General features: G+C 42.7%; 13 protein-coding genes. 1 reads left to right on the top strand and 12 read right to left on the bottom strand.

The features are described from left to right. Nucleotides 1-189: 189 nt before the first annotated feature. From DWY31_RS10720 to DWY31_RS10670, 11 genes are all read right to left on the bottom strand, one after another. Nucleotides 190-1116, bottom strand: a complete 927-nt coding sequence (locus DWY31_RS10720) for a CvpA family protein (protein ID WP_117537880.1) — start codon at nucleotides 1114-1116, stop codon at nucleotides 190-192. Nucleotides 1117-1125: 9 nt separating this feature from the next. After that, nucleotides 1126-2316 carry a DUF5711 family protein gene (locus DWY31_RS10715; protein WP_021859926.1) on the bottom strand — a complete coding sequence of 397 codons (1191 nt, stop codon included), beginning with the start codon at nucleotides 2314-2316 and terminating at the stop codon, nucleotides 1126-1128. 113 nt (nucleotides 2317-2429) lie between these two features. Then, a complete protein-coding gene (locus tag DWY31_RS10710; protein ID WP_118520506.1) occupies nucleotides 2430-3545 on the bottom strand; it encodes a LysM peptidoglycan-binding domain-containing protein in 1116 nt (371 codons plus the stop codon). A gap of 173 nt (nucleotides 3546-3718) precedes the next feature. After that, nucleotides 3719-4657 carry a transketolase family protein gene (locus tag DWY31_RS10705; RefSeq protein WP_117537883.1) on the bottom strand — a complete coding sequence of 313 codons (939 nt, stop codon included), beginning with the start codon at nucleotides 4655-4657 and terminating at the stop codon, nucleotides 3719-3721. Then, on the bottom strand, nucleotides 4645-5481 hold the full coding sequence (locus DWY31_RS10700) for a transketolase (RefSeq protein ID WP_021859929.1): 837 nt from the start codon (nucleotides 5479-5481) through the stop codon (nucleotides 4645-4647). Before DWY31_RS10700 ends, DWY31_RS10705 begins: the two co-directional genes overlap by 13 nt. A gap of 28 nt (nucleotides 5482-5509) precedes the next feature. Then, nucleotides 5510-6163: a fructose-6-phosphate aldolase gene (gene fsa, locus DWY31_RS10695; protein WP_021859930.1), complete on the bottom strand. Its 654-nt coding sequence runs from the start codon at nucleotides 6161-6163 to the stop codon at nucleotides 5510-5512. A 426-nt stretch (nucleotides 6164-6589) separates the two neighbouring features. Next, nucleotides 6590-7693 (bottom strand): LacI family DNA-binding transcriptional regulator, encoded by a 1104-nt coding sequence (locus DWY31_RS10690; protein ID WP_117537884.1) that lies wholly within the window; start codon nucleotides 7691-7693, stop codon nucleotides 6590-6592. A gap of 74 nt (nucleotides 7694-7767) precedes the next feature. Further along, nucleotides 7768-8364, bottom strand: coding sequence for a recombination mediator RecR (gene recR, locus DWY31_RS10685; protein WP_021859874.1), 597 nt, complete (start codon nucleotides 8362-8364; stop codon nucleotides 7768-7770). 21 nt (nucleotides 8365-8385) lie between these two features. Then, nucleotides 8386-8739, bottom strand: a complete 354-nt coding sequence (locus DWY31_RS10680) for a YbaB/EbfC family nucleoid-associated protein (RefSeq protein WP_021859873.1) — start codon at nucleotides 8737-8739, stop codon at nucleotides 8386-8388. Nucleotides 8740-8980: 241 nt separating this feature from the next. Then, complete coding sequence (gene dnaX, locus DWY31_RS10675) at nucleotides 8981-10552, bottom strand: DNA polymerase III subunit gamma/tau (protein ID WP_118520504.1); 1572 nt, start codon at nucleotides 10550-10552, stop codon at nucleotides 8981-8983. Between the two features lie 32 nt (nucleotides 10553-10584). Further along, nucleotides 10585-11661, bottom strand: a complete 1077-nt coding sequence (locus DWY31_RS10670; RefSeq protein WP_118288324.1) for a 6-phosphofructokinase — start codon at nucleotides 11659-11661, stop codon at nucleotides 10585-10587. 173 nt (nucleotides 11662-11834) lie between these two features. On the opposite strand from DWY31_RS10670, the gene map reads away from it, so the two are divergent. Beyond that, a complete protein-coding gene (gene map, locus DWY31_RS10665; RefSeq protein ID WP_021859870.1) occupies nucleotides 11835-12644 on the top strand; it encodes a type I methionyl aminopeptidase in 810 nt (269 codons plus the stop codon). Between the two features lie 70 nt (nucleotides 12645-12714). On the opposite strand, the gene DWY31_RS10660 is transcribed toward map, so the two are convergent. Then, a complete protein-coding gene (locus tag DWY31_RS10660) occupies nucleotides 12715-14775 on the bottom strand; it encodes a glycoside hydrolase family 13 protein (RefSeq protein ID WP_118520502.1) in 2061 nt (686 codons plus the stop codon). Nucleotides 14776-14795 lie beyond the last annotated feature (20 nt).

The raw sequence follows: 14795 nt of genomic DNA, 5'->3' as shown, positions 1-14795 counted from the left end.
TAATTATTTTAATCTTTTTTGCAACTCATTTCTGAGTTATCCTGCTCTCTTGCGACAGCTTATCTAGATTATCATATCCAGATCTTATTGTCAATAGCTTTTTCATTATTTCCAGAAATTTCTACATCTCATTCGAACCGTATGCAAAACCGGCAGGATGCGACAAGAAACTACTCATGAGTGCCCTGTCTACCGGAAGTTCATTGCAAGTTTTAATAACGGATTATAATCATATATTATTTTCAATATTGCATTGCTTTGTATCGTCTGATACATTTCTCTTCCAACAGAAGTTACATACATTAATGTAACTATAATAAACAGGAACCATATAATGATCAGTGCAATCAAAAGCCCCACTGCTCCTCCACCAAGCCGGTTAAAAAAGCCAAGCACAGGAAGGTTTGCTACTATATCTAATGCAAATACAACTGCCCGCACAAGAATTGTAACCAACAGGAATGTACAAAGAAACGCTACCATGTGTATAATGAGCTGTGCAAGGAATTCGCCAACATATTCTGCGAAGGTTTTTACCCCCAGGTCTTTATATACACTATCATTATTATTGTCATTTAACATCGTTTTAAACACTTGCGGCAATTTTGCCATTTCAATCGCTTTATTTTGCAGGTCTTTTGGAATATCTGCGTTTTTAATCGCTTCTTCCACAGAAGAACTGTCCTTTTGGTTAAGTCCATCCAGAACACTGGAAGAAATTCCGTATTTTTTCAAATCTTCACTCGTAATCTTTCCATTTACAATATCATCTATTGTAACACCATGCTGTTTCAGCATTTCTTCAGTAATCCCTGCCGCCTTCAATACTTTCCTGACATTCTCAGCTGTCATGCCGGAATTATCTCCTTCAGAATCACCGGTTACAGCTGAAGTTGCCGCTCCTGCCATTGCTTTTACTACCTGGCTCTTGATCATCTCGTCTGCCGGTGTCAGTTCTGCGATCTTATCTGCTACAAACGGAGTCGCGATCACTACAACGATAAGCGTAAAAACGGTTGCTGCCAGCGACACTGCTATTTTCACCGCACCTTTATATATACCAACTGCAAATCCAATCAGAAAGATTGCTCCTATTGCCATTACCATCCAGTCCATATACTCTCCTTATCTGACAAGTCGTATGTTGTCCATTCCATTTACATCCAGCACAATATATTTATTTACCCCAAATACAGGGACAATTTCCAATATACTATCATCCATCGTGCCTTCAAATTTATGTATTCCATTTTTTAAATAAATACTGCATTTTTTGCCATCGAAAAGAATCACCTGATTTCCACAGATTCTGATATTCCGGTAATTTTCTTTTATTTCTTTGGAAAGCACTTTTTTACCGGAAGTGTTGTACAAGCGAAGCTCGTATCCATCTTTTCCTGTGTTTTTAAGCAGCATACCAACATATTTTTCATTATGAGCGATGCTCTGGATCTGTTTATTGATCGTTACGGTTGTAACTTCTTTTGGTGTCTCTTTGCCATCAAAAAATGTCAGACAGTTGTCACCTGCAACAGCGGATACATTGCCTTTCATATAAAATCCATCAGCCAACACGCTGTCCTTATATTCTTTTTTCGCAACTTCGTGATCTTTTACATTTTCTCCTGCCGTTCCAAAATTGTAGTATGCTACTTTGGAAATAAGTTTTCCTCCCTGTACCTGCATATAAACTGCCTGCATGACTTCTCCATCCTCTGACATGGAAACATCCAGCGGATAGCCGGTTCCGCCAAGTGATGCCTGATGTTCTACAAGCAGATTACCGGCAGTATCATAGCAGACAATCTCCGGAGCGGATTCATTCTTTACAATTGCGCTTACGATTCCCTGCCCTGATACGGCGATCTTTTCAATAGGAAGGGTCGTGTGCACTTCTCCTTTTTCGCCATTTTTATCAAATATAAAAATATCATTTCCACCTTCATCCGCAATTGCGGCACAGTCTCCCATGACTTTTACGATCGGTGTCTTTAACTGGCAGGACTGGTTCCACTGCTCTTCCCCTTTTTCATTTACATAGGCTACACCGTCACGGCTGTATTTTAATACCCCTTTCGCAAATGTTTTATAACTGCTGTTCGCTGCTCCGCTGAGCGCATAAGTTTCAGATACGCGGACAGAAGTGTATGTTCTAAAATAAATAATCCCGAAAATCACCAGCACCAAAAGTAGCAGCCCTCCCGCGAACAGAAGTGTACTCTTTTTCCACACTCTTTTGCGCTTTACATTCGGGATTCTCGGATCTGGAGAATGGTTCTCATCTACAACCCGGAATTTTCTATTTTTACTTTGCACGTTTTTATCCCCTTTGTTTTGATTTTGTGACCAGTATAGCACATCCCAGAAACAGACGCAAAGCCAAAACTTGTCACTTCACAGTTCCGGCTTTGCTTTTCTTATTTAAAATATTATGGAAGCAAAAGTTTTTGTCCTATATAAATCAGATTTCCGTCTGTCAGACCATTCATCTTACAGATAGCTTCTACATGATTTGCTGTTCCATACAGTTTCAGACTGATCTTGTCCAGTGTATCGCCGCGCTGTACAGTATAATAATCTTCCTGCGCCTGTTTTCCTGTGGCTGTTGACTGTTCTGTCTTCTGCTGTTCATTTTCTGTTTTTTTTCGATTTTCGGTTCCCTTACTATCCGCTTTATTATCCACGGTTTTTTCTTCCGTTTTATTTTTCTGATTTTGTTTATCTTCTTTATTATTTTCAGCTTCTTTTACAGTTCCATTTGTCTCTTCGGTTTTGCCGATCGACATGGACAGCATGTCCAGGGACTTCTGTACCGAGCGCATCTTGTCCACATTATTCATGGTTGAGATTCCGATTGCAAGCACAACAACTACCAGAGATACACTCATCGCATAGCTAAATCTGGATGACTGCCTCTGTTCCCGATAATTCTTTTTGTTTCTTACTGTACTACGAAAATTCTTTGCAGCTCGATCCTCAACCAGCTCACTGGGTGTCACGCCATTTTCTTTTCTCGTCCGGATCATATAACTTTGCATCGTCGGATTTCTTTCATAATAAATATAATGTCCGCCCATCTGCATCAGCTCACCATATTTGCACGCATAAAAAATTTCATCCGTTTCCAGTGCATCACGCCATACGAAAACGGTATTTTCCTTTTCAAATAATTTCTTATGGAGCTCTCCCACCCCCTGATTCAGTCCCATCGGATGACCGGTCTCGATCATACACCAGCCGACTGCTTCCTGTTCGGGGAAATGCGTCTCCCGCTCCTCCTGCGTCCGTTTCCATATCTCTTCATCCATCCGAATCTCTGTCCCTGCAACTTCGACCGCTTCAATCTGCAGCGCTCCTGATATGTATACAACTGCCTGTCCTTCCTGCTCCACAATCTCCCCTGTGAGCAGAGCTGCTATCGGCGAATCAATTGCTTTCATCCGCAATTGATTCAGATACGTATCTACATAGTCCTCCATGTAGATTTTTGGTTCGTCACTGACGTTCCCGATTTGCCTTACATTTTTTGGAAATTGTCTTTCCATATACTCCTCACCTCATTTATGAAATTTTTGTATATGGTAGCACGGGATTTTTGCAAATTTTAGCATACGATGGGGATAAAGTGGATAAAGTTTTCGACAGGGTGTGAATAAATGTAAAAAGGGGACGGGGATTTTCTAGAAAATCCCCGTCCCCTTTTAGGTCATATTTTTTCTTATACAAATGCTTTTACTTTTTCGTAAATGCTGTCTGCATCCAGTCCGTATTTCTTAATCAGTTCTACAGCCGGTCCAGACTCTCCATATGTATCATTTACACCAATCTTCAGAACTTTTGCAGGTGCTTTCTCAGCAACAACGTCGCATACTGCACTTCCGAGTCCTCCGATAACAGAGTGCTCTTCTGCTGTTACGATCTTGCCCGTCTTAGCTGCTGCTTTGATAACTGCTTCTTCGTCTAACGGTTTGATCGTGTGCATGTTGATTACTTCTGCACTGATTCCGTCTGCTGCAAGCTTCTCTGCTGCTACAAGTGACTCAGAAACAGTCAGTCCTGATGCGATAATTGTAACATCAGTTCCTTCTCTTAATGTTACAGCTTTTCCAAGCTCGAATTTGTAATCCGGATTGTCATTGATTACCGGAACAGCAAGTCTTCCGAAACGAAGATAAACAGGTCCTACATGTTCGTAAGCTGCTTCTACTGCTGCTTTTGCTTCAACATCATCAGCTGGGTTGATAACAACCATTCCCGGAATTGTTCTCATCAGAGCGATATCTTCGTTACACTGATGTGTTGCTCCGTCTTCTCCTACAGAAATACCTGCATGAGTTGCTCCGATCTTAACATTTAACTTCGGATATCCGACCGAGTTACGAACCTGCTCAAATGCACGTCCTGCTGCGAACATTGCAAAAGAACTTGCAAATGGAACCATTCCTGTTGTAGCAAGTCCTGCTGCCACACCAATCATATTGCTCTCTGCGATACCGCAGTCAATATGACGCTCTGGGAATGCTTTCTTGAAGATTCCTGTCTTTGTAGCTGCTGCAAGGTCTGCATCCAAAACTACAACATTGTCATGTTTTTTACCTAATTCAACTAAAGCATTACCGTAGCTTTCTCTTGTTGCGATCTTCTTTACTTCTGACATAATGCTTCACCTACTTTCTCTAAATCTGCCATAGCAACTGCATACTGCTCATCGTTCGGAGCAGATCCGTGCCATGATACCTGATTCTCCATAAAGGAAACTCCTTTACCTTTCACAGTCTTGGCAATGATTGCTGTTGGCTGTCCTTTTATTTCTCTTGCTTCTTTGAATGCAGCATCGATTGCATCGAAATCATGTCCGTCGATATTGATTACATGGAAGTTAAATGCTTCAAACTTCTTGTCGATCGGATATGGAGAGTTTACTTCTTCTACAGTTCCGTCGATCTGAAGGTTATTGTTATCTACAATTACTACAAGGTTGTCCAGTTTTCTGTGACCTGCTAACATAGCAGCTTCCCATACCTGTCCTTCCTGGATCTCACCATCTCCAAGCAGAGTGTATACTCTGTAAGATGCATCATTTAATTTTGCAGAAATTGCCATACCAACTGCTGCTGAAATCCCCTGTCCAAGAGAACCACTTGACATATCAACTCCCGGAATGTGTTTCATATCCGGATGTCCCTGCAGGTAAGATCCCACTTTACGAAGTGTAGTCAGATCTTCAACCGGGAAAAAGCCTTTGTTGGCAAGTGTCGCATAGTAACCTGGTGCTGTATGTCCTTTGGACAGTACAAAACGGTCACGATCTGCTTTCTTAGGATCTTTTGGATCTACATTCATCTCTTCAAAATAAAGATATGTATAAATGTCAGCTGCTGACAGTGATCCGCCCGGATGTCCGGATTTGGCACTGTGAACTGCTGTGATGGCACCTTTACGAACTTCGTTCGCCATCTTCATTAATTCTAATTTGTTCATGGTGTTCCTCCTAATATGAAAATGCTCTCTATTCTCCAAATACAGCTTTGTAGTCAGCCTGGAATTTCGCGATTCCTGCGTCTGTTAATGGATGTTTTGTCATCTGCTCGATAACTTTGTATGGTACAGTTGCAATATCAGCTCCTGCTAATGCGCAGTCTGTTACATGCATTGGGTGACGTACACTTGCTGCAATGATCTCTGTGTCGATTCCTGCAACTTCGAAGATCTGAGCGATCTCTGTGATCAGGTCAGTTCCTCTTACAGAAATGTCATCCAGACGTCCAAGGAATGGAGATACATATGTTGCTCCTGCTCTTGCAGCCAGAAGTGCCTGGTTAGCAGAGAAGATTAATGTAACATTTGTCTTAATTCCCTCTGAAGAAAGTACTTTACAAGCTTTTAATCCTTCTACTGTCATAGGGATCTTAACTACCATGTTCGGATGAATCTTAGCGATTTCTCTTCCCTCTTTGATCATGCCTTCAGCATCAACAGTTGTAGCTTTTACTTCACCACTGATCGGTCCATCCACGATAGATGCGATCTCTGCGATTACCTCTTCAAATACTTTTCCTTCTTTAGCGATCAGAGATGGGTTTGTTGTTACTCCACAGATAACTCCCATGTCATTAGCCTTTCTGATGTCGTCAACGTTCGCTGTGTCAATGAAAAATTTCATTTTTTATTCCTCCTTTAATCATTCGTGAATCTCTTCACAGATCCTTATGTTCACATGATAAAATTATATCCTATCATGCGACATTTGGTCAATAGTTCATTTTTTATTAATAATTTTCTCTATTAATAAATACGTTATATTAGTTAATATTTTTTAATTTCTTGTAAAATTGTTACGATATTTTTTCGATATTCTTTTATTTTCTGTTGTTTTCATGCCATGCTACTTTGTCGATGCCATATTATTAATAATAATTTTCGAAAATATATTAATTTTCCATCTGTAATTTATTTTTATCCATAATTCTGCATGCAGATTTCACCCAACTCCCTGCCTTATTCCCACACACAAAGCTCACTTATTCTTGTTCTTTATTTCTGTATGTAAGATTTATCCGTTCCCACTCTTTATTTCTATATGTAGCACCTACCTGCGCCTACGTTTTATTTCCCGTGGGTAAGATGTTGTTCCGCGCACGATCAGTTGCGGTTCATATTCGACATGATAGGTACTGATTGGCTCAATGTCCGAATATTTCGTATTGTGAGATGCGATTTTCTTCATAATAATATCGCATGCATCCCTTCCTTTGAATATTACAAAATGTTCAATAGTCGTAAGATCTACTTTGTGCATCCGGGCAAATAATGTATTATCGCATCCCATCACAGACATATCTCCCGGCACTTTAAGTTTCGCTTCGTGCAGTGCATCGAGAATGCCAAAGGCGATCATATCGTTCAGGCCAACAATGGCCGTCACTTCCGGCGATTCTTTCAGGAGCTCACGTGTCAGCTCGTAACCAATCTTATACTCCGAATCAATATGTGCCACATCCAGATCAATTTCTTCTCTCGCCGCTTTGATGATGACCTGGTCTTTCAGACCTTTTTCCGCAAATCCATTCAAAAATCCTTCCACACGTTTTGACCGCTGTTTCTGCCTGGTCGTCAATGGCGGCGCCACATATGCCACCTTCCGGTGTCCCAGTTCAAGGAGATGTTCTGCCATCATGCGTCCCAGTTTGGAATTGTCCAGTTCCACAGCATCTACATTCAGCCGTTCATTCTGGTTATTGATGATTGCAACCGGAATCGATCTTGACAATTCTTCTACCAGTTCCATAAAACAATGACTCGGATTACATGTATAAATAATGCCAAGTGGCTTTAATTCCCACATCATTTTCAGATATCGTTCTTCCATATGCAAATCACGCTGCGTATTGCAGACAAACAGTCCGAATCCCTGCTCTTTCGCTCGCGATTCAATCCCTTGCAGAAGCATTACATAGTATGGATTTGTAAGATTGGAGCAAAATACAACCAGAAGTTTTTCTTTCTTACTTTCTTTGCGGTGTTTACGTTTCTGCGGAACATATCCCAATTCTTTCGCCACACGCTCAACTTTTTCCACAGTCTCTTTTGAAAAAGACACATTATATTTTTTATTTAATACCATTGAAACGGTCGACTGCGACACTCCGGCAGCTTTTGCGATATCCATAGATGTCACTTTACGTTTTCCCATAGTTTTCCACACATCCTTCCACACTCTTTAAAAGGGGACGGGGCTTTTCTAGAAAATCCCCGTCCCCTTTTACTTTATAATTCCGTTCTGCCTTCCAGCGCTCGGAGCAATGTCACTTCATCAATATATTCCAGATCTCCGCCTACCGGAACACCACTGGCGATCCGGCTGACTTTCACGCCGATCGGTTTGATCAATTTGCTGATATACATCGCTGTTGTCTCACCTTCCAGGCTGGAATTGGTCGCGATGATCACTTCTTCCACATCGCCTTCCAGTCGTTTGATCAGCTCTTTCAGTTTAATATCTTCCGGACCGATACCAAGCATTGGTGAAATCGCTCCATGCAGGACATGATAAACCCCGTTGTATTTTCCCGTCTTTTCATAAGCTGCCAAATCTCTTGTATTTTCCACAACCATAATCGTCTTATGATCCCTGTTTCTATTACTGCAGATTGGGCAGAGTTCCTGATCAGTCAGTGTGTAGCACTCTGCGCAATATCTGACATTCTGTCTTGCTTCCACCATTGTATCTGCCAGTTTCTGTACATCTTCCTTTGGCATATGGATCAAGTGAAATGCAAGCCTTGCCGCCGACTTCGTACCAATTCCAGGCAGACAGGATAAGGCTTCGATCAGTTTGCTTATCTGGTTACTGTAGTAATCCATCTTCTGCTCACCATTCCCGTATTAGAATAATCCCGGCATTCCGCCGCCCATTCCGCCTGTAAATTTGGACATTGCAGAAGCAGACTCTGCATCTACTTTCTCAAGTGCTTCATTGACAGCCGCAACGATCAAGTCTTCAAGCATCTCCACGTCATCCGGATCTACTGCTTCTTCATCCAGTTTCAGTTTCACAATTTTTTTGGAACCGGAAACTGTTGCCTCCACAGCTCCGCCACCTGCTGTTGCTGTAAATTCTTTTGTTTCCATCTCTTTTGCCTGTTCTTCCATCTGACGCTGCATCTTCTGTGCCTGCTTCATCAGATTTGCCATATTTCCCGGCATTCCGCCGCCTGGGAATCCACCTCTTTTTGCCATGATTAAAATCCTCCTGTTTTGTAATAAAATTTGTAATTATCAGTCTATCTGTTGTATATAATTCTAATTATAATATCTGCGAGCGGTTCCGTATTCCGCATTCTCACACTTTTCCCTACCATTTATATGTCGTAGAATCTCAATCCCACTTTTATACATATACTGGGCAGTTTTCAAAATCTTTCATCCACTCATAAACAAGTTCAAGTTGATAAAAAACCTAAAACCTGATATTTAAGTATCATTCGTCCTCAACTGTTATATCCATGTGTATCAGGCTCTCAATATCCACAAACTGGTCTTCAAACCTATGTCCTTCTTCTACATGCCGTACATCGATCTCGACATCTTTGCCAATCTTCTCCGAAATAAGCTCTTTTATCTCTGCTTTATGTGCATCCGAGCCAACCATATCTGCACTCATTTCATCCGGAAGTACAATCATAAGCCGGTTGCCTTCACCTGCACTGAGCCTTGCCCGCTTAAGAAAGTTACGCAGCATCGGAGATGCATCATTGGCGATCATCCGAAAATCTGCAGCAACCGCTTTCACATCTTCATTCAGTGCTTTCGGAAGCTCTGGCTTCTTCTCCTGTGCTGCAGAAGTATCCGATACCGGCATCCGGTAAGCTGCTACCGGCGTATTTGCAACTACCACGCCTTCATCCAGACGTTTTTCCACGGCGCGGATGCGGTCCAAAAGTGCATCCTGACTCGTCTCCATCGCCGGTTTGCATAACTTGATCAACGCAACTTCCAGCAACACTCGCTTCTGTGTTGCAAATTTTAACTGATTCGTAAGATCAGAAAATACACGGATATAACGGATCAGTGTATCGTTATCGATCATCTGCGCTTCTTCCTTCAGACGTGCAAGATTCTCCGTAGAAACATCCAGCACATCTTCCATGTCATCTGAACAGCGCACAAGTAACAGATTTCTCAAATACCATGTGAAATCAGCTGCAAGCTGCGACAGCTCGCGGCCCTGCATCGTCAGTTCTTCCACTGTCTCGATCACTGCATGCACATCCATGTCCAGCAGTCTGCGCAGAAGCTTGCTGAACACCTCGGTATCGACAGCGCCAAGCACCTCCAGCACATGGTCATATGTCAGCTTCTCTCCAATGTAAAAAGCCGCACACTGATCCAGGAGACTTAAGGAATCTCGCATAGAACCATCTGCCATCCGCGCCAGATACCGCACTGCTTTTTCTTCCACGTCCCAGCCTTCCTTATTGATCAGCTCCCGGAGCCGTCCGGCAATCGTATCTATGGAAATCCGCTTAAAATCATACCGCTGGCAGCGGCTTAAAATCGTAATCGGTATCTTATGCGCTTCTGTTGTCGCTAAAATAAAAATAACATACTCCGGCGGTTCTTCCAGCGTTTTCAAAAGTGCATTGAAAGCGCCGATCGAAAGCATATGCACTTCGTCGATAATATAAACTTTGTAGCGTCCTTCAGTTGGTCTGTAAGCAACTTCCTCACGGATCTCACGGATATTATCCACACCGTTGTTCGATGCCGCATCAATCTCGATTACATTCATGGAATTGCCGGCACTGATTGCCTTGCACATACTACATTCTCCGCATGGACTTCCGTCTACCGGATGTTCGCAGTTTACTGCTTTTGCAAATATTTTGGCAACCGTTGTTTTACCGGTTCCTCTTGTCCCACAAAACAGATATGCATGACCGATACGGTCTGCTTTTATTTGATTTTTTAAAGTCTTAACAATCGCATCCTGACCTTTAACATCTTCAAATTCATCCGGCCGGAATTTACGATACAATGCCATATAAGACATTTATTTACACTCCCTGTTTATCTGTCATTTATCTATTCATCACCAAAACTGATACCGGCAAGTTTTGCTTCATGCACGATCTCAGATTCTGGATCCACGTATTTTAATTTACCAGCCACCTCTGCCAGTGGGATACGGACAATCTTGTTATTTTTAACTCCAAGCATATTGCCGAAATCGCTGTCCAGAATTGCCTCTGCTGCCGCCGCACCGAGTCTTGTTGCAAGCACACGGTCATAAGCGCACGGAGAACCTCCTCGCTGTGTATGTCCTGGCACTGTAATACGGACTTCCTGATCCGTCTTCTTCTGCACTTTCTCTGCCAGTTCGTACGCAACAGACGGATACTTTTCTTTTGCTTTTTTTGCTTTCAGGTCCTTCTTGGAAAGTTTCGCATCTTCTTTGGAAATCGCACCTTCTGCAACCGCAATGATCGTGAAATGTTTTCCGGCTTTTCCTCTCTTATTGATTGCTTCTGCGATCACATCAATATCATAAGGGATCTCCGGAAGCAGAATAATATCCGCTCCTCCTGCAATACCCGCATGAAGTGTCACCCAGCCAACCTTGTGTCCCATAACTTCCACGATAAATACACGGCTGTGGGATGTTGCAGTCGTATGGATCCGGTCGATCGTATCCGTCGCAATGTCTACCGCACTCTGGAAACCAAATGTCATATCCGTTCCCCAGAGATCATTGTCGATCGTCTTTGGGAGTGTGACTACATTCAGCCCTTCTTCTCTCAGCATATTTGCAGACTTATGTGTGCCATTGCCACCTAAGATCACAAGACAGTCCAAGTTCAGCTTATGATACGTGTGTTTCATAGCCTCCACCTTGTCTAGCCCATTCTCATCCGGAACACGCATTAATTTGAATGGCTGGCGGGATGTTCCCAGGATCGTTCCACCCATTGTCAGGATTCCGGAAAAGTCCTTTGCTGTCAGCATCTTAAAATTTGAATAGATCAAACCTTTATATCCATCTTGAAATCCATAAATCTCTACATCATCACGTTTCTCGCAGAGTGTCTTTACAACGCCGCGCATTGCTGCATTTAACGCCTGACAATCTCCACCACTGGTAAGCATACCTAATCTAAACATATTCATCATCCTTTCACAATTACACTTTTGTAAAGTATATATTTGCAAAATAACCAATCATTTTAAAATTATACATGATTTTTATCATCTACGCAATGGAGGATACCAAATTACCAAAAAGGTGCTATAATAAAATACAGTTCTAAATATTTTACAGAAAGCAGGTATTTAATGTGGATAAATTAGATGTGAAATTATGGTCCCTCGCAGCAAAGGGACAGATTGTACCGGATCGTTCTCTTTTAAAAACACCGGAGCAGATTGCTGCGATCCGAAAAAGTGCAGATCTTAATACAGCCGTGTTAGACCACGTTGCCGCGCACATCCATGCAGGCATGAGCACTGCTGAGATCGATAAGCTGGTTTATGATTTTACAACCGAACATGGCGGCATTCCGGCTCCGTTAAATTACGAAGGGTTCCCGAAGAGTGTATGCACTTCTATCAACAATGTCATCTGCCATGGTATCCCGGATGAAAATGAGATTCTGGAAGAAGGCGATATTATCAATGTAGATGTTTCTACTATATTAGATGGTTATTTTTCTGATGCATCCCGTATGTTTACGATTGGAAATGTGTCCCCGGAAGCAGAAAAGATCGTCCGTGTCACAAAAGAATGTGTAGAACTCGGATTAAAAGAAGCAAAACCATGGGGACATTTGGGCGATATCGCTTTTGCGATCAACCGTCATGCACAGAAGAATGGTTACTCTGTCGTAGAAGAAATCGGTGGACACGGAATCGGTCTGGAATTCCACGAAGATCCTTTCGTATGCTATGTCGCACCAAAGGGAAGCGAGATGGTTCTCGTCCCAGGTATGATGTTTACAATCGAGCCGATGATCAACGAAGGTAGCCCGGATTTCTTCGTAGACGAAGATAATGGCTGGACAGTTTTTACCATTGACGACGGTCTATCTGCCCAAATTGAATATATGGTGCTCATCACAGAAGATGGGGCTGAAGTATTGACAAAGTAATCCACATTTTCATCGGGAAAACGCTGAAATCAGCCTGTGGATAACTACTTGAAATGGGGACGGGGATTTTCTAGAAAATCCCCGTCCCCATTTCGTCTATCGTTTCGACAACTAACGCCGAATACGCTCCCATATTCACCACCAGTTCGCCGTCCCTGACAAGATATTTCTCATATTCCGTTGTATATCCATCCTTGTAAGAATACATCAGCCGTCTCATATTTGTTTTCACTGGCACTTCCGCCTTCCATACCGGAACCGTTACTTCTGCAAGTTCGCTCCGGTTATTCAGAATCACAATAATCTGCTCTTCTTCTGTAAATCTGCCGTAAGCCAGTATATTTTTCTCACAGTGCAGCATAACTACAGCTCCTGTCCGCAGCGCTTCATGCTCCTTGTGTATGCGGATCATTTCTTTATGGAATCCCAGCATCTGCTGATCTTCATGTCCCCACGGATAGGTTCGTCGGTTATCCGGATCTGTAAATCCACAGACACCAGCCTCGTCGCCATAGTATACCGTTGGCGCCCCGATCCACGTCATCTGGAAGACAACCGCTTCGCGCATTACAGCCGGATTAACAAATTCATTCGCCGCTTCCGGTCCCAGTTCGGCAACACGGCCAACCATATGATTCGTACGCGTTAAAAATCTCGAATGATCGTGATTGGACAATTCATTCATGGATGTCAGAAGGGATGGCACCATCATATTTGCCATATGATACGTCATCGCTCTAGTAAAGTTATCTGCATTTCCGCGGAGCTCTTCACGCATCTCATCACTGTGCTTTTCCATTCCGGTCAGGAACCAGGTGATTGGCTCCATAAATGCATCATAATTCATAACGGTATCCCATTCATCGCCTCCGAGCCATTCTCTCGGATCTCCGTAATGCTCTGCCAGAATAATCGCATCTGGATTCGCATTTTTTACCACTTCACGGAATTTCTTCCAGAATTGATGATTGTACTCGTTGCTTCGTCCGAGATCCGCTGCTACATCCAGTCTCCAGCCATCCACATTGTACGGCGGCGACACCCATTTGCGTCCCGTATTTAAAATATAATTCTCAAGTTTCACCGATTCCTCATAATTTAATTTTGGCAAAGTATCATGCCCCCACCAGCCATCGTATTTTCCATTATATGGCCAGTCTTTTTCCTCATCTGAGAAGAACCGGAAATAATCATGATACGGACTTTCTCTGGAAATATATGCTCCCGGAGCATAGCCTTTCTGCCTCTCGTAAATGCACTCCCGATCCATCCATTTATTAAATGATCCACAGTGATTGAAGACACCGTCCAGAATAATCTTCATACCGCGGCGATGCAGCTCTTCTACCAGTTTTATAAATAATTCGTTGCTTGCTTCCAGATTTGCAAAGGAAGTCGTACGTTTCTGATATTTCGTTGCTTTTTTATTCGATTTCTCGCCGGGCGAAAGCAGTTCGCCGCCATCTTCAACGATTTTTCCAAAATGCGGATCAATATAATCATAATCCTGGATGTCGTATTTATGATTCGAAGGAGAAACAAAAAGTGGATTGAAATACAGTACTTCCACTCCCAGATCCTGTAAATAGTCCAGTTTGTCAATCACTCCCTGCAGATCACCACCGTAAAATTCCCGGACTCCCATCGCCGCCGGATATTTGTTCCAGTCCGTTACTTTGCTGCTGTAATCGCCAATATAGAAATACTCTCTTGTCTCCACATCATTTTCCGGATCGCCGTTATAAAAACGATCCGTATAAATCTGATAAATAACTGCGCCTTTTGCCCAATCCGGCGTGGAAAATCCCGGAGCCAGACGAAAATCATAATATGGAATCCGCCCATCCGTGAGCCCGCTTCGATTGTAATACCAGACTTCCTCACCATCCTGAATCTCAAAATAATAGGAAGTCATCCCATCTTTCAGTTTCCATTCTGCCCGGTAATAAGTGAACGCACCATAGGTGCGTTCACTTTCCATCGTATATAATTCGTTATTGATCGCCAGCCTTATCTGTATATTATCTTCTTTTGCCGCCCGGAACTTAAGTGTAACTGTTTCCCCCACTTCCGGTTCCAACGGACACACATACCTCGCTGTTCCGTCACAAAATAAAGCCTGCTTATTCATGTTCTGTCGTCCTTTCCTTC

Origin of the sequence: Dorea sp. AF24-7LB, assembly GCF_003478575.1 — a bacterium.
Taxonomy (GTDB): domain Bacteria; phylum Bacillota; class Clostridia; order Lachnospirales; family Lachnospiraceae; genus Dorea_D; species Dorea_D hominis.
This window is presented reverse-complemented; position numbering and strand designations above follow the sequence as displayed.

Coding starts and splice junctions, on each gene's coding strand:
- DWY31_RS10720 (WP_117537880.1), bottom strand. CDS start 1,116: ATGGACTGGATGGTAATGGCAATAGGAGCAATCTTTCTGATTGGATTT.
- DWY31_RS10710 (WP_118520506.1), bottom strand. CDS start 3,545: ATGGAAAGACAATTTCCAAAAAATGTAAGGCAAATCGGGAACGTCAGT.
- DWY31_RS10705 (WP_117537883.1), bottom strand. CDS start 4,657: ATGTCAGAAGTAAAGAAGATCGCAACAAGAGAAAGCTACGGTAATGCT.
- DWY31_RS10700 (WP_021859929.1), bottom strand. CDS start 5,481: ATGAACAAATTAGAATTAATGAAGATGGCGAACGAAGTTCGTAAAGGT.
- fsa (WP_021859930.1), bottom strand. CDS start 6,163: ATGAAATTTTTCATTGACACAGCGAACGTTGACGACATCAGAAAGGCT.
- DWY31_RS10690 (WP_117537884.1), bottom strand. CDS start 7,693: ATGGGAAAACGTAAAGTGACATCTATGGATATCGCAAAAGCTGCCGGA.
- recR (WP_021859874.1), bottom strand. CDS start 8,364: ATGGATTACTACAGTAACCAGATAAGCAAACTGATCGAAGCCTTATCC.
- DWY31_RS10680 (WP_021859873.1), bottom strand. CDS start 8,739: ATGGCAAAAAGAGGTGGATTCCCAGGCGGCGGAATGCCGGGAAATATG.
- dnaX (WP_118520504.1), bottom strand. CDS start 10,552: ATGTCTTATATGGCATTGTATCGTAAATTCCGGCCGGATGAATTTGAA.
- DWY31_RS10670 (WP_118288324.1), bottom strand. CDS start 11,661: ATGTTTAGATTAGGTATGCTTACCAGTGGTGGAGATTGTCAGGCGTTA.
- DWY31_RS10660 (WP_118520502.1), bottom strand. CDS start 14,775: ATGAATAAGCAGGCTTTATTTTGTGACGGAACAGCGAGGTATGTGTGT.